15 protein-coding genes are annotated in these 15,154 nt (G+C 71.8%); 11 read left to right on the plus strand and 4 right to left on the minus strand.

The features are described 5' to 3' along the window. The first annotated feature begins 155 nt into the window (after positions 1 to 155). From ACWC0C_RS01545 to ACWC0C_RS01570, 6 genes are all read left to right on the plus strand, one after another. On the plus strand, positions 156 to 1,379 hold the full coding sequence (locus ACWC0C_RS01545) for an amidohydrolase family protein (protein WP_450860769.1): 1,224 nt from the start codon (positions 156 to 158) through the stop codon (positions 1,377 to 1,379). Further along, positions 1,376 to 2,302 (plus strand): LLM class F420-dependent oxidoreductase, encoded by a 927-nt coding sequence (locus ACWC0C_RS01550; protein WP_450860771.1) that lies wholly within the window; start codon positions 1,376 to 1,378, stop codon positions 2,300 to 2,302. The genes ACWC0C_RS01545 and ACWC0C_RS01550 overlap by 4 nt, the downstream gene beginning before the upstream one ends. Before the next feature lie 10 nt (positions 2,303 to 2,312). Then, on the plus strand, positions 2,313 to 3,083 hold the full coding sequence (locus tag ACWC0C_RS01555) for an SDR family NAD(P)-dependent oxidoreductase (RefSeq protein WP_450860773.1): 771 nt from the start codon (positions 2,313 to 2,315) through the stop codon (positions 3,081 to 3,083). A 99-nt stretch (positions 3,084 to 3,182) separates the two neighbouring features. Beyond that, a complete protein-coding gene (locus ACWC0C_RS01560) occupies positions 3,183 to 4,301 on the plus strand; it encodes an LLM class flavin-dependent oxidoreductase (RefSeq protein ID WP_449198760.1) in 1,119 nt (372 codons plus the stop codon). Between the two features lie 13 nt (positions 4,302 to 4,314). Next, a complete protein-coding gene (locus ACWC0C_RS01565; RefSeq protein ID WP_450860775.1) occupies positions 4,315 to 6,045 on the plus strand; it encodes an N-acyl-D-amino-acid deacylase family protein in 1,731 nt (576 codons plus the stop codon). Continuing rightward, positions 6,042 to 7,493, plus strand: coding sequence for an aldehyde dehydrogenase family protein (locus ACWC0C_RS01570; protein ID WP_450860776.1), 1,452 nt, complete (start codon positions 6,042 to 6,044; stop codon positions 7,491 to 7,493). The genes ACWC0C_RS01565 and ACWC0C_RS01570 overlap by 4 nt, the downstream gene beginning before the upstream one ends. A gap of 56 nt (positions 7,494 to 7,549) precedes the next feature. Here the strand turns inward: ACWC0C_RS01570 and ACWC0C_RS01575 are convergent, their stop codons facing one another. Next, entirely contained in the window at positions 7,550 to 7,945 is a 396-nt protein-coding gene (locus ACWC0C_RS01575) for a nitroreductase/quinone reductase family protein (protein WP_449198757.1), read from the minus strand. A 130-nt stretch (positions 7,946 to 8,075) separates the two neighbouring features. Between ACWC0C_RS01575 and ACWC0C_RS01580 the strand changes: the two genes are divergently transcribed. The 4 genes from ACWC0C_RS01580 to ACWC0C_RS01595 are packed head-to-tail and all read left to right on the plus strand — an operon-like array spanning position 8,076 to position 11,124. After that, the gene (locus ACWC0C_RS01580) at positions 8,076 to 8,462 is read left to right on the plus strand and encodes a hypothetical protein (protein ID WP_450860779.1); all 387 of its coding nucleotides are present in this window, start codon (positions 8,076 to 8,078) and stop codon (positions 8,460 to 8,462) included. A gap of 10 nt (positions 8,463 to 8,472) precedes the next feature. Next, positions 8,473 to 10,098: a peptidoglycan-binding protein gene (locus tag ACWC0C_RS01585; protein ID WP_450860780.1), complete on the plus strand. Its 1,626-nt coding sequence runs from the start codon at positions 8,473 to 8,475 to the stop codon at positions 10,096 to 10,098. A gap of 25 nt (positions 10,099 to 10,123) precedes the next feature. Further along, positions 10,124 to 10,696: a protease inhibitor I42 family protein gene (locus ACWC0C_RS01590; RefSeq protein ID WP_450860782.1), complete on the plus strand. Its 573-nt coding sequence runs from the start codon at positions 10,124 to 10,126 to the stop codon at positions 10,694 to 10,696. A gap of 32 nt (positions 10,697 to 10,728) precedes the next feature. Beyond that, positions 10,729 to 11,124: a hypothetical protein gene (locus tag ACWC0C_RS01595; protein WP_449198753.1), complete on the plus strand. Its 396-nt coding sequence runs from the start codon at positions 10,729 to 10,731 to the stop codon at positions 11,122 to 11,124. Here ACWC0C_RS01595 and ACWC0C_RS01600 read toward each other — a convergent pair. Together ACWC0C_RS01600 and ACWC0C_RS01605 are read right to left on the minus strand one after the other, a co-directional pair. Further along, positions 11,121 to 12,434 (minus strand): carotenoid oxygenase family protein, encoded by a 1,314-nt coding sequence (locus ACWC0C_RS01600; protein ID WP_450860784.1) that lies wholly within the window; start codon positions 12,432 to 12,434, stop codon positions 11,121 to 11,123. The genes ACWC0C_RS01595 and ACWC0C_RS01600 overlap by 4 nt on opposite strands. Then, positions 12,431 to 13,000, minus strand: a complete 570-nt coding sequence (locus ACWC0C_RS01605; RefSeq protein ID WP_450860785.1) for a hypothetical protein — start codon at positions 12,998 to 13,000, stop codon at positions 12,431 to 12,433. Before ACWC0C_RS01605 ends, ACWC0C_RS01600 begins: the two co-directional genes overlap by 4 nt. Before the next feature lie 112 nt (positions 13,001 to 13,112). Here ACWC0C_RS01605 and ACWC0C_RS01610 point away from each other — a divergent pair, with 112 nt between their 5' ends. Beyond that, positions 13,113 to 13,625, plus strand: coding sequence for a PadR family transcriptional regulator (locus tag ACWC0C_RS01610; protein WP_449198750.1), 513 nt, complete (start codon positions 13,113 to 13,115; stop codon positions 13,623 to 13,625). Between the two features lie 9 nt (positions 13,626 to 13,634). Here the strand turns inward: ACWC0C_RS01610 and ACWC0C_RS01615 are convergent, their stop codons facing one another. Beyond that, positions 13,635 to 15,152, minus strand: a complete 1,518-nt coding sequence (locus ACWC0C_RS01615) for a CehA/McbA family metallohydrolase (protein ID WP_450861127.1) — start codon at positions 15,150 to 15,152, stop codon at positions 13,635 to 13,637. Between the last annotated feature and the right edge of the window lie 2 nt (positions 15,153 to 15,154).

Consider the following 15,154-nt stretch of genomic DNA (forward strand, 5'->3'; position numbering starts at 1 on the left):
AACAACCCCGTCAGTTTGCCTTGTTCCGGGCGGTTCCGTCAGCCGTGGGAGACGCCGATCACAGGCCGGGGCCGCGCAGCACACAAACCCCTCACACCCTCTTTGCAAGCACCCACTAGCTGACGGACCGTCAGATCGGCGCTACCGTGAAGGCCATGGAGACCACAGAGTTCCCGCTGATCATCTCCGTCGACGACCACACCGTGGAGCCCGCCGCCCTCTGGCAGGACCGGCTGCCGAGGAAGTACCTGGACGTCGGGCCCCGGATCGTGCGCGCCCCGGTGAAGGAGATGACCTTTCTGGGCGGACGTTTCAGGCCCGTCATGGGCGAACCGGGCAGTACGGACGGCCCGCTCGGCGACTGGTGGGTGTACGAGGAGCTGAGCCGCCCCCTCACCCGGCTCGACACCGCCGTCGGGTACGCCCGGGACGAGGTCAGGCTGGAGGTGATCACGTACGAGCAGATGCGGCCGGGGTCGTACGACGTGCCCGCCCGGCTCGCCGACATGGACGTCAACCATGTGCAGTCCGCCGTCTGCTTCCCGACCTTCCCGCGCTTTTGCGGGCAGACCTTCTGCGAGGCCGCCGACAAGGAACTCGCCCTGCTGTGCGTGCGCGCCTACAACGACTGGATGGTGGAGGAGTGGTGTGGGGCGGCGGCACACGGGCGGCTCATCCCGCTCACCCTCATACCCCTGTGGGACGCCGGGCTGGCCGCAGCGGAGGTACGGCGCAACGCCGCGCGGGGCGTGCGGGCCGTCGCCTTCTCCGAGATACCGCCCCACCTCGGTCTGCCGTCCGTCCACTCCGACGACTGGGACCCGTTCCTCGCGGCCTGTGACGAGACCGGCACGGTCGTCGCCATGCACATCGGCTCCAGCAGCCGGATGCCCTCCACCTCCGCCGACGCCCCGCCCGCCGTCGGCTCCACCATCACCTTCGCCAACTGCTGCTTCTCGATGGTGGACTGGCTGATGAGCGGGAAGTTCGAGCGTTTCCCGAACCTGAAGGTCATGTACGCCGAGGGGCAGATCGGGTGGATCCCGTACGTCCTCGAGCGGGCCGACGTGGTCTGGGAGGAGAACCGGGGCTGGGGAGGGATCGCCGGCAAGGTCACCCGGCCACCGTCCGAGACCTTCGCCGGACACGTCTACGGCTGCTTCTTCGACGACGCCTTCGGCCTCAGGAACCTCGACTCCATCGGCGTCGGGAACGTCCTGTACGAGACGGACTACCCGCACTCGGACTCCACCTGGCCGAAGTCCCGCGAGGTCGGCGAGGCGCAGATGGGGCATCTGCCGGCGGACGTGGTCGAGCGGATCGTGCGCGGCAACGCCATCGAGCTGCTGGGGCTCAGCCCCGAAGGGCTCTGGCGGTGAGTGCCCTGGCGTACGGCATCCAGCTCCCGGTGCAGGCGCAGAGCGCCCTGTTCGCGGAGGACTGGGAGGCCGGGGCCGGGCCACAGGACCTGGTGGCCCTCGCGCGGGCCGTGGACCGTGCCGGGTTCGACTACCTCGCCGCCTGCGACCACGTGGCCATCCCGCGCCGGCTCGCCCCGGCGATGGGCACGGTCTGGTACGACCCCGTCGCCACCCTCGCCCACCTCGCGGCGGTGACCGAGCGGGTGCGCCTGCTCAGCCATGTGGCGGTCGTGGGACTGCGCCATCCCCTCCTGACCGCCAAGCAGTACGCGACCCTCGACCACCTCTCCGGCGGCCGGCTGATCCTCGGGGTCGGGGCCGGGCACGTACGGGAGGAGTTCGAGGTGCTCGGCGCCGACTTCGAGCGGCGGGGAACCGTGCTGGACGAGGTGATCGACGCCCTGCGGGCCGCGCTCGGGCCAGAGGAGTTTCCCGAACACCACGGGAAGCTCTACGACTTCGGCGGGCTCGGGCAGCGGCCCCGGCCCGCGCGGGCGGACGTACCGCTGTGGGTCGGCGGCTCGTCCCCCGCCGCCGTGCGCCGGGCCGCGCTGAAGGGCGACGGCTGGCTGCCGCAGGGGGACCCGCGCGAACGGCTGCCCGCGCAGATCGCCCGGCTGCGGCGCTTGCGCGAAGAGGCGGGCATCGAGGGGCCGTTCACCGTCGGCGCGATCGCCGAGCCGCTGTACGTCGGACGGCCCGGCTGGGAGGTCGGGCGACGGACCCGCACCGGGACGCCGGAGGAGATCGCCGAGTCGCTGCGGGCCTACCGGGCGCTGGGCGTGGACCAGATCCAGGTGCGGTTCCGCAGCCGGGACCGGGCCGAACTCATCGAGCAGATCGGACTGTTCGGGGCGGAGGTCGCACCCCGGCTGGGCTGAGGAGGGCGCCATGGGCAAGCTGGACGGGCGGGTCGTCGTCATCACCGGGGCGGCACGCGGACAGGGCGAGCAGGAGGCGCGGCTCTTCCGGGCGGAGGGCGCGCGGGTGGCCGTCGCGGATGTGCTGGACGACCAGGGGCAGGCCCTGGCCAAGGAGATAGGCGCGTTGTACGTCCACCTCGACGTCGGCACCGAGGAGGGCTGGCGGGAGGCCGTGACGGCGGTCAAGGAGGCGTACGGGCACATCGACGGGCTGGTGAACAACGCGGGGATCCTGCGCTTCAACGCGCTGGTGGACACCCCGCTGGACGAGTTCATGCAGGTCGTGCAGGTCAACCAGGTCGGCTGCTTCCTGGGCATGAAGACGCTGGCCCCCGAGCTGGCCGACGGCGGCACGATCGTGAACACCGCCTCCTACACGGCCATGACCGGCATGGCGGCCGTGGGGGCCTACACCGCCACCAAGCATGCCGTGCTGGGCCTGACCCGGGTGGCCGCGCTGGAGCTGGCCGGACGGGGCATCCGGGTCAACGCGATCTGCCCCGGCGCCATCGACACGCCCATGTCCAACCCGGCCCGCCTCGACCCGGACGCCGACCCGGAGGAGATGAGCCGGGCCCTGGACGAGCTGTACCGGGGGCTCGTACCGCTCGGGCGGGTCGGGCAGCCGGCGGAGGTGGCCCGGCTGGCGCTCTTCCTGACCTCCGAGGACTCGTCGTACATCACCGGGCAGCCGTTCGTGATCGACGGCGGGTGGCTGGCGGGGGTCAGTGTGATCTGACGTCTCGTCATCTATTGACGAATCTGACGGTACGTCAGAAAGTACGTCGGAAAGTCGTAGGACTCGTAGGGACCACCTGGACTGGGACGGTGAACCACCGTGGAATTCGGGCTCTTTGTACAGGGATACGTGGGCAAGCGCGCCGAGACCGACCCGCTCGCCGAGCACAAGGCGCTGATGGAGGAGACCGAGTACGTCATCCAGGCGGACCAGTCCGGCTTCAAGTACGCCTGGGCCTCCGAGCACCACTTCCTGGAGGAGTACTCGCACCTGTCGGCCAACGACGTGTTCCTGGGGTACCTGGCCCACGCGACCGAGCGCATCCACCTCGGCTCCGGGATCTTCAACCCCCTGGCCCAGGTCAACCACCCCGTGAAGGTCGCCGAGAAGGTCGCCATGCTGGACCACCTCAGCGAGGGGCGCTTCGAGTTCGGCAGCGGGCGGGGCGCCGGCTCGCACGAGATCCTCGGGTTCATACCGGGTGTGACCGACATGAACTACACCAAGGAGATCTGGGAGGAGACCATCGCCGAGTTCCCGAAGATGTGGCTCCAGGACGAGTACGCCGGCTTCCAGGGCAAGCACTGGCAGCTGCCGCCGCGCAAGGTCCTGCCGAAGCCGTACGGGAAGTCGCACCCGGCGATGTGGTACGCGGCCGGATCGCCGCCGTCGTACGCCATGGCCGCGAAGAAGGGGCTCGGCGTGCTCGGCTTCAGCATCCAGAAGGTCTCCGACATGGAGTGGGTGCTGGAGCAGTACAAGACGGCGGTGGTGAACGCGGAACCGGTGGGGGACTTCGTCAACGACAACGTGATGGTGACGACCACCGCCATCTGCGCGCCGACGCACGCGGAGGCCATCGAGACCGCGGTGAACGGGGGGCTGCACTATCTGCCCTCGCTCGTCTTCCGGTACCACGACACGTTCCCGCGCCCCGAGGGCTTCCCCGTGTGGCCGGAGACCCTGCCCGAGTACACGCCGGAGTTCGTGGAGCTGCTCATCGAGGAGGAGCTGCTGATCTGCGGGGATCCGGACGAGGTGCTGCGGCAGTGCAAGCGGTGGGAGCAGGCCGGGGCGGATCAGCTGAGCTTCGGGTTGCCGGTGGGGGTGCCCAAGGAGGAGACGCTGCGGACGATCCGGCTCATCGGGGAGCACGTCATTCCGAAGATCGATACGGATCCGGTGCACCGGACCTCGCGGTTCCGCCAGGCTGTCTGAGGGGGTTTCGCACATGCTGGACCACCTGATCAAGGGCGTCACCGTCGTGGACGGCACCGGCGCTCCCGCCTTCGTCGCCGACGTCGGCATACGCGACGGGCGTATCGCCGTCATCGGTACCGTCACCGAGGAAGCCCGCAGCGCCGAGGACGCGCGCGGTCTCGTGCTCACCCCCGGCTTCGTCGATCCCCACACCCACTACGACGCCCAGCTCTTCTGGGACCCCTACGCCACCCCCTCCCTCAACCACGGCGTGACCACCGTCGCCGCCGGGAACTGCGGATTCACCCTCGCGCCGCTCAATCCGGCCCGCCCCGAGGACGCCGACTACACACGCCGCATGATGTCCAAGGTGGAGGGGATGTCCCTGGTGGCGTTGGAGGAGGGGGCGCCCTGGAGCTGGCATTCCTTCGGGGAGTACCTGGACGCCCTGGAGGGCCGTATCGCCGTCAACGCCGGTTTCATGGTGGGGCACTGCGCGGTGCGGCGCCATGTCATGGGGCCGGAGGCGGTCGGCGGGCAGCCCGATCAGGAGCAGCTCGGGGCGATGCTGCGGCTGGTGCACGAGGCCATGGACGCCGGGGCCTGGGGGCTGTCCACGACCCAGTCCCGTACGCACTCGGACGGGAACGGACAGCCCGTCGCCTCCCGGCATGCGAGGCCCGAGGAGCTGCTGGCGCTCTCGCGTGCCGTCGGTGAGCACGAGGGGACGCAGATCGAGGCGATCGTCACCGGGTGCCTGGACCAGTTCGGCGACGACGAGATCGACCTGCTCGTGGAGATGAGCGCGGCGTCCGGGCGGCCGCTCAACTGGAACGTGCTCACCGTGGACGCGGCCGTACCGGAGCGGGTGCCCAGGCAGCTCAGCGCGAGTGAGCGGGCCCGGAAGGCCGGGGGGCGGGTGGTGGCGCTCACCATGCCGATCCTCACCCCGATGAACATGTCCCTGGGGACGTTCTGCGCCCTCCATCTCATCCCGGGATGGGGGCCGGTCCTCGGGCTGCCGGTGCCGGAGCGGATCGCGCGGCTGAGGGATCCGGCCGTCCAGGCGGAGCTGCTGCGGCAGGCCCGCTCCAAGGAGGCCGGTGTCCTGCGGCGGCTGGCGAACTTCGGGCGGTACGTCATCGGGGACACCTACAGCGCGGCCAACCAGGGCCTGACCGGCCGGGTCGTACGGGACATCGCCGAGGAGCGGGGTCTTGACCCCTTCGCCTGCCTGGTGGAGATCTGCGCCCATGACGAGCTGCGTACGGTGCTGTGGCCGATGCCCAGCGACAACGACCCCGCCTCCTGGGCGCTGCGCGCCGAGACCTGGCAGCACGAGGACGTCCTGCTCGGCGGCTCCGACGCGGGCGCGCATCTGGACCGGATGTGCGGGGCGCCGTACACCACCCGGTTCCTCGGGGACTGCCTGCGCGGCCGGAAGCTGGTCGGGCTGGAGCGGGCGGTGCGGATGCTGACCGACGATCCGGCGCGGCTGTTCGGGCTGCGGGAACGGGGGCGGGTGCAGGAGGGCTGGCACGCGGATCTCGTCCTCTTCGACCCTTCGCGCATCGACGCCGGTCAGGCCCGGCTGGTGCACGACCTGCCGGGTGGCGGTCCGCGCCTGGACTCCCGGGCGGTCGGGGTGCGGGCCGTGTGGGTCAACGGCGTCGAGGCGATCCGGGACGACGTGGTGAGCGGGGCCGTACCCGGGAAGGTGCTGCGGTCGGGGACGGACACCCGGACGGTGAGTACGCGGTGAGCGAGGGGCAGCGGCTGTTCGTCGGCGGGGCGTGGGTGGAGCCGGCCGGCGGGCACTACCCGGTGACCGACCCGGCCACCGAGGAGACCGTCGGCTGGGCGCCGGAGGCCTCGCCGGAGCAGGTGCGGGCGGCCTGTGCGGCGGCCCGGGAGGCGTTCGGGGCGTGGTCGCGGACCCGGCCGCAGGAGCGGGCGGCGGTGCTGGGGCGGGCGGCGGAGATCATCCGCAGCCGCGTGGACCCGTACACCGAGCTGGCCCGCGCGGAGACCGGCGCGACCACGGGAACCGCCCGGGCGATGCAGGTGGGGGTGGGCGCCGCCCGGTTCCGCCGGTACGCGAGCGTGGAGCCCGCCGAGTGGGCGATCACGCCGCAGGTCAACGAGGCCGGGCCGATGGGGAAGGCCGGGGTGATAGGCGCCCTGGCGGTACGGCAGCCCGTCGGGGTCGTCACCTGCATCACCTCCTACAACAACCCGTGGGCCAACCCGGCCGGCAAGGTCGCGCCGGCACTGGCGATGGGCAACACGGTGGTGGTGAAGCCCGCGCCGCAGGATCCGCTGTCCGTCTACCGGATGGCCGAGGCGCTGGAGGCGGCGGGGGCGCCGCCCGGGGTGGTGAACGTCGTCTCCGGGCGTGCCACGGAGGTCGGTGAGGCCGCCGTCGCGTCCCCCGACGTCGACATGGTCAGCTTCACCGGGTCCACGGCCGTCGGCCGGCGGATCGCCGAGGTGTGCGGGCGGGACATGAAACGCCAGCTGATGGAGCTGGGCGGGAAGGGCGCGGCGCTCGTGTTCGACGACGCGGACGTGGGCTCCGCCGTCGCCGGTATCGGTACGACGTTCTCCTTCTACAGCGGGCAGATCTGCACGGCACCGACGCGGGTGCTGGCCCAGCGCGGGGTCTACGAGCGACTGGTGGAGCAACTGGCCGCCTACGCGGGCCGGCTGAAGGTCGGGGATCCGCGGGAGCCGGACACGGTCGTCGGACCGGTGATCTCGGCCGAGCACCGCGCGCGCGTGGAGTCGTACGTCGAACTCGGTCGCAAGGAGGGCGCGTCGGTGGTCGCGGGCGGCGAACGGCCGCCCCTGGACCGGGGTTTCTACGTCGCTCCCACCCTCCTCGCCGACTGCGCGAACGACATGCGGGTGGCCCGGGAGGAGATCTTCGGACCGGTGGTCGTGGTGATCCCCTTCGACGAGGAGGACGAGGGAGTGGACCTCGCCAACGACTCCGACTACGGGCTCATCGACTACGTCTGGTCCGGCGACGTGGCCCGGGCCTTCCGGGTGGCCCGGCGACTGCGCGCCGGGGGCGTGGGCGTGAACACCGTCGCCCGCAACATGGAGGCCCCCTTCGGCGGCTTCAAGAAGAGCGGTGTGGGCCGGGACGTGGGCTCCTACGCGCTGCACGCCTACAGCGAGGTGCAGGCCATCGTGTGGCCGGGCTGAGGGTCCGGCACCGTGCTCTTCCTCCGGGCCCACCCGGACCGACCCCGGCCGGCCCCTCAGTCCTCCAGGTCCACCCGTACCGTCAGCAGGTCCGTGCCGAATGCCCGTACCGCCGCGCTGTTGAAGCGGGGCAGGGAGCGCAGGCGGGTTACCGGGTCGTCGTCGGGGAGGAGGTGGGCGGTGCCGTGGTGCCAGCGGCCGGCGAGGCGGACGCGGACCCTCGGGTCGGCCTGGATGTTGCGTACGTACTGCGACTTGTAGCCGAACTCGGAGACCAGCCAGAAGGACGTGCCGACCCGGCGCCCGCCGACCGGCGTCTGCCGGGGCAGGCCGGAGCTGCGGCCGGTGGTCTCCAGGAGGACCTGGAACGGCAGCCGCCGGTTGAGCGGGTTGGCGAGATACCGCTGGAAGCGGGTCACGAGGCGGTGCTTGAGGTCGGTGCGGCCTGACATCTGTCTCGGTCTCCTGCCCGCGTGGATGCTGTGTCGGGCCCGTGCGGGCCGTGTGATGCGTGGACTGTCGTACGACGGCCCCGTGTTAGCCTCCCCCGCGGTCATGAACCAGCGCAAACGGGGGAGCGGGATGGGCGCGTCTTCGGACGGCTACACGGTCCGGTCCGGCATGTCCGGGCAGGCGAAGGAACTCGACGGCGCGGGCGACGACGCGGGACACATCCACACGGCGATCGTCACCGACCAGTGCTACGGACCGGACACCCTGGGCGGCGCCGAGTCGGCGGCGGCGTTCAACGCGTTCGCCGCGGCCTGGCTGGAGGACGCGGCCACGCTGGAGTCGGCGCTGCACGAGCTCGCGGACAAGGTCCGCCTCGCCAAGGGCGCCTACCGGGGCTCCGACCACGCCGTGGCGACGCGTACCGCGGCCGTGTCCGTCGACGGGGCGGGCATCGGGAGCGGGATCACCACGATGCCGGTTCACGCCGACCGCCCGTCGGCCCTGACGCGCTACTGAAGGCGGGCCGATGGGATTCCTGACCCCCCTGGGTGCCCTGGACACGCCGGCCGGCCGCCGCGACTGGCTGGCCGACCTGTGCACGAGCATTCCCAAGGCCGGGACCAAGAACGATCTGCTGGACCAGATCGACGGCGCGCTCTTCGTCTCCGCGCCGGCCGGCGACACGGCCACCCTCGAATCGCTCGGCAAGCGTTACCGCGGTCAGGTCGACAAGGCCGGTGAACTGCACGACCGGGTGAACAAGGTGGCCCGCAAGGGTCTGCCGGAGGTCTGGGTGGGCGACACCAGCGTCCTCGCCGGAGCCGCGGTGGGCGCCGCCGTCCGCGCCGTGACCAAGATGTCCGAGGCGTTCCAGGGCGGCGCGAAGGCACTGCACGCACTGGCCGACGCGCTCGGCACCGCGAAGAAGCAGGACGCCGACGGCCGCGCCAAGCTGCGGCAGGCCAAGCAGACGCTCGGCCCCGAGGACAGCTTCTTCGACCTCGGCAACCTGATCGAGACCGACCAGGAGAAGCGGGCGAAGAAGGCGGCCCTCGACGCCGGCCGGACCCTCGCCACCGACGGGGTCGAGCTGATGCACAGGGCGGCCGTCGCCGCGGACGACGCCGTGCGCGCCGCCGTCCGGGACCTGAACAAGTGGGCGGCCGAGGCCCGCGCCGGGAAGATGCACACCGGTCGGCTCAGCGCGGTGGACCGGCTGATGCTCGCCGACACCAGCGGCAAGGACGGCGCGCCCGACTACAACGAGATCCTCACAGCCAACGACCTGGAACGCTCCGGCCGGGCCATGGACCAGCTCTCGCCCGCCGACCGGGCCCGGATGGACCAGCTCCTGGCGGGCGCCAAGACCCCGCAGGAGAAGGCGTACCTGATGAAGGCCCTCGCCGCGGGCCACGGCGTCGACGACATCCAGACGTTCGACGGCAAGATCCACGGCAAGGACCCGGCCTGGCTGCAGCGGCACCTGTCGCCGATCGTCACCGGGGCGGACAGCCTCAAGGACGAGGGGACGGACCCCGGTAACGGCGCCAACATCAACACCGTCATCCAGAGTTTCGACGGCCAGAAATGGGCGCAGGGCGGCGACGGTCAGGAGGGCACCTGTGTCTCGTCCACCACGGTCACCGCGCGTGCCATGGTCGACCCGGTCTACGCCCTCTCGCTCACCGGCGGCCCCGGCGGCCAGGAGGACGACCCGGCGGCGTTCCGGCAGCGCCTGATCGCCGAACAGCACCGGATGCACGTGGAGGGCCACGGCGGCGCCAACTGGGACGGTATGGACCTGCGGGGCCAGAGCGAGATCTCCAACAAGGAGATCAGCCCGGAGACCGGAAGCTCCTACGACCTGCATGTGGTCCGGGACCCGGACTCCCGGCGCGACATCCTGCCGCAGATCGAGAAGTCGGTGGCGGACGGCAAGCCGGTGCCCTTCGACGCCGAGGGGTACACGAACGGCCGGCGGCACGGCCACTCCATGATGATCGTCGGTCACGAGGGCGACAAATTGGAGGTCTACAACCCGTGGGGGCAGACCACCTGGGTCAGCGAGGACGACTTCGTCAACGGCGGCATGGCGAAGGCCAGCGACAACCGGCTGCCGAACGCGTACGCCGTGCACCTGCCGCAGGACTGAGAGACCGAGGAACCGAAGACCGGCCATGACTTCACGTGCACCACTGCTCGGCTCGGCCGCGCTCGCCTGCCTGCTCGCCCTCACCGGCTGCGGGAAGGGGGGCGGGGCCGGCGGCACCGACACCCCCCGCGTGACGGCGACGACCGGCATGCCTGCCACGCCCGGCGCGGCTGCCGGTGCCGGGTACGGCCTCGATCACCGGACCATCACCGTCGAGCCGGGCAAACGGTTCTCCCTCACCGTCCCGTCGGCCGCGACCCTGGGCGAGCACTGGTACCTCGCCGCTCCCGAGCCGGACGCGGCCGTGCTGAAGTACCGGGGTGTACGGGAGTCCGGCGACGACAGCGACCTCGTCGGCAGCACGGGCGGTACCCAGTCCTTCGACTTCACCGCACTGGCGAGGGGCAAGGTCACGGTACGGCTGCTGCACTGCCCCCTGGACACGTGCACCGGCCCCGGCCCCCACGACCGGTCCACCCTGGGCCCCGGCCCCGGCGGTACGGCGTCCGCCTCCCCGTCCCCGTACCCCACCCTGACCGCCGACCCGCACTCCCACGTCGGCGCCGGCTTCTACGTCTTCACGATCACCGTCCGCTGATCCGGACCGGTACCGACGGAACCGAGGCCCTCATGCCCCCAGCCCCCGAAAGCCGCACCGACGACGAGGTCCTGGCGGCCACCGACGTCGCCGTGCTGCTGCGCTACGGCCTGACCCAGGACGCCTTCCGCACGGCCCTGTTCGGTGACGGCGCGATCGCCGCCGCGGTCACCCTCGACCGGCTCGGCGTACTGCCGCGCTCGCTGGTCTTCCTCGCCGAGATCGTCCGGTCCGGCGGCCTGGCGTACGCGGCCGGCCTGCCCGAGCCGCTGCCGTCCCCGCAACCGGCGGCGATCCTGCGCGACTGGCTGACCGGGGCGGCGCAGACCGCGACGACCCCGGAGGCCGAGACGCTGGCCGCCCGCTGGCTGGCCGCGGTGGCCGAGATCATCGCCCTGCGCCGGGCCACCCGGGAGGGCACCACCTAAGTGTCCTGGTCGGCCAGCCAGTTGCCGTGGAAACCGAACGGCACCCGGGCCGGCAGGTGGATCGTGGCGGCCGGCGGTGCGGTGAGGTCGCCGGCGTCGAGGACGACCAGGTCGCTGCGGTCGGCGGCGGCGTCGTACACGTACGTCAGGAGCCAGCCGGGGCCGCCGGGTGTGCCGTCGGCGGGGGCGAAGCCGGCCTCGCCGGGGGTGCGGCCGGGGCCGAAGTCGTGGGCGGTGGCGGCACCGGAGGACAGGTCGTAGCGGACCAGCGCGGTGCCGCTCGTCATGTGCCCGTGTCCGGCGGCGAGGCCGGTCAGGCGGTCGTCGACGCGCGGGAACTCGCCCGCCCGGTCGTCGCACTGCTCCTCGCGGACCGTGCCGGCCGCCGGGTCGATGGTCCACTTCCACAGCACGGCCCGCTGCGGCCGCGTGCCGCCGTCCGCGTCGCGCCGCCACAGCTCGGGGTAGCGCATCACGTGCAGCACGATGGTGCCGTCCGGCGCGTCGTAGGCGTTGAGGGTGTGGAAGACGTAGCAGGGGTCGACGGCGAACCAGCGGACCTCGCCGTGCGGGTCGTCGCGGCGCAGCACGCCGAGCCGGGCGCCGTAGCCGTCGTCCCAGCTGTACGGCATCGTGCCGCCGGTCAGGGCGAGTTCGACGTCGAAGACGACCGGGAGGTCCATGAAGACGACGTGTCCGGCGGTGAGCGCGAAGTCGTGCAGCATGGTCGGCCCGGGCACCTCGACGGGCCTGCTGAGCACCAACTCGCCCGTGGCGTCGGCCCGGTGGTAGGTGAGGTGGGTGGGCTCCAGCAGGCCGTAGCCGAAGAAGTGCAGTTCGCCGGTGGCCGGGCAGGTCTTCGGGTGGGCCGTCATCGCGGTGGTGAGGCGGCCGTCGAAGTCGTACGGGCCCTTGGTGTCCAGCGCGCAGGTCAGCTCGTAGGGCAGGGCGGTCTCGACCAGGGCGAGGGTGCGGCCCGCGTGCCGGACGACGTGGGTGTTGGCCGGGCCGGCGGTGAGGTCGCGGTGGCCCCGGTCGTCGTACAGCCGCGCCCCGTCGGTGAGCCGGCTGGTGCGGACCCAGCGGTTGCGGTAGGAGACGGCCCGCCCGCCCTCCAGGCGCACCCCGTGGACCATGCCGTCGCCGAAGAACCAGTGCCCGGAGGCGGCGTCGGCCGGGTTCGGGCCGTTGCGCAGGTACCAGCCGGTCAGCTCGGGCGGGATCGTGCCGGTCACCGGCAGGTCGTGCGCGGTGAGTTCCTCGGTGACCGGGGCGTAGTTGCCGCAGAGGTGCTTCGGGACGGAGTTCATCGGGTCACCTGCCCGGCGGCCTGGGCCTTCGCCTGGACGTGGGCGACGTAGCGGACGGTGAAGACCATCGGGACGACGAAGCCGGCGATCTGGACGACGGTCGCGGGCGTCGCGTGGGCGTTCCCGGAGTGGGCCAGCACGGCGAGGGCGACGGCGGTCACCGCGAAGGCGGCGGTCCACACCGCCGTGATGACGACGTTGACCCGGACGAAGGGCTTCAGATCCCAGTACTCGCGCGGGGTGGTGCGCTTGGCGATGCCCAGGGTGAAGGGCCGGCCGACGGCGAGCGAGAGGCCGGCGATGACGGCGAGGGTGCCGGAGGAGAGGGCGGCGGAGTAGTCGTGCACGCCCGAGTGCGGGTCGGCGAAGGCGATGGCCGCGAGGACGGCGAAGAAGGCCGCCGAGCCGGCCTCGATCACGAGGGCGTCGAAGCCCGCTCCGGCCCGCCTCTGCTGGGCGGTGATCCCCACGGCCACCAGCAGGGCGGCCAGGGCGCCCCACTGCCAGTCCCCCGAGGGGACGAGGGCGAAGACGATCCACGGCAAGAACGTGCGCAGGTACGACATGGGATCCCCCGGTAGGTCGGTCCGAGTGGTGAGCTTCGAGTTCCTGTTTCGACATGTCAAAAGTAGAAGGTCGAGGCTCGACATGTCAATAGTGGAAGGTAGGCTGAGGGGTATGAGCCTCAAACACGCACTGCTCGGTCTGCTCTCGGACCGCCGCGCCAGTGGCTACGACCTGCTGAAGACGTTCGAGACCTCACTGGCCAACGTCTGGCCCGCGACCCAGAGCCAGATCTACACCGAGCTGACCAAACTGGACGGCTCCGGGCTGATCAAGGTCGCAGCCGAGGGCCCGCGCGGCCGCAAGGAGTACGAGATCACCGACGAGGGCATGGCGGAGCTGCGCCACTGGCTCACCGAGGTCGCGCCCCAGCCCGCCGCCCGCAGCGACCTCCTGCTGCGCGTCTTCTTCCTGGGTGTGCTCAGCCCCGAGCAGGCGCGCGCCTACCTGACCCATCTGGTCGACATGTCCCAGACGGGATACGACCAGCTGCGGCAGCTCTCCGACTCCATCGACTGGGACGACGGCAACCTCTCGGTCTATGGCCGGATCGCCCTGGAGTACGGCCTGCGGTTCAACGCCATGCGGCGCGAGTGGGCCGAGTGGGCGGCCGGGCAGATCAAGTAGCCCCGAGGGTCACGTGCTGCCGAGGAAGACGGGGTTGGTGAAGGCCGCCAGCGCCCCCGGCACCGGCCCGAGCGCCGTCTCGTGCCGCACCTCGGCGCGCACGTACGCCGCGTAGGCAGGCGTCGTACCCCACTCGACCGTGCCCGCGCCCGACACCGGCAGCGGATCGCTGGTGAACAGCACACCCTGGTCGGTGACGAACCGCACCGAGCAGCGCGGGGCCCCCGAGACCTCCAGCCGTACGGTCACCGGGGTGTTGGCGTCCACGTCCAGCCGTTCCCCGATGCCCGCCTGCTGTCCGCGCCCGCCCGTCACCGTGAAGCCGAGGACGACGTTCTTCGACTCGGCCACGTACGAGCGTCCCGCGCGGATGCCCTCCTGGATCGCCTCGCGGGTCAGGTCGTCGGCGAGGACGACCGTCTGGGGCGAGCCGACCGCGTCCGGGTCGCGGTGGGCGTCGCTGTTGCCCATCGCCGGGAGCCAGGCCCGCCCCTGCCGCACGGAGGCGACCAGCCGGTTGTCCCAGTCGGCCAGCGTGACCTCGTCGTCCGGGGTGTACGGGCCGTTCCACACCTCCACGGCGTCCGCCTCGCCGAAGCCGAACTTCCAGCCGCAGCCGACGCAGCTGGCGTGCGGGTGGGCGGGGACGACCAGGCCGCCGGCGCGGCGGATCTCCCGGGCGTAATGGGCCCAGCGGTTGTCCCGGGCGCGGTAGCGCCAGTCCACGAACGTGCCGGGCTCCGTGCCGAGCGCCACCACATGGCCGTTCCGCGTGGTGACCTCCTCGCCGAGCATGATCAGCAGGTCGTCGCCCGCCTGGTCCGCCCAGTGGGGGTGGGACGAGTGGGTGTTGTGGTCCGAGGAGTTGATGAAGTCCAGTCCCGCCGCCCGTGCCAGGGCCGCGATCTCGGCCGGGGTGCGGCGGCCGTCGGAGTACCAGGAGTGCAGATGGCAGTCGCCCCGGTACCAGTCCCGGCCCCGCCCCTTCGCCCGGGGCGGCGGATACACCGGCCGCGGGGTCGCACCGGCCTCGCCGTACGTCAGCGTGATCGTCAGCTCGTACGTCAGCCCCTGCGGCGCGACCGTATAGGGGCCCAGTGCGACGTACCAGGTGCCCTCCCGCAGCGGGCCCGGGATGTACCCGGGGGTCGCGTCGTCGGCCCGGACGAAGAACTCCGTACGTGCCCCGCCCGACCAGCCTCGGAAGCCCCGGCCGCCCAGCTCGGTGCCGTGCCGGTCGAAGAGGCCGATGTCGAGCGCGTTGCCCTGGGTGCCGACCGGGACCGAGGGCTTGTCGTAGGTGTAGGAGACCTTGATCTCCTGTACGCCGACGGGGACTTCGACCGGTACGTACACGAAGTCGGGGGAGCCGGGCGGCAGCGTGCCGCCCACGGTCCGGGTCTCCTGCTGCTGGCCGTCCGCCGCTGCGAAGCTCACGCTTCCCAACGTAAGGGCAGCGGCGGCGCCCGTCACGAACAGCGCGCGTCTGCCGATGCCCTGGGCCTGACCGTGCGTGTCGTCACACATGG

Source organism: Streptomyces sp. NPDC001709, from assembly GCF_053596375.1.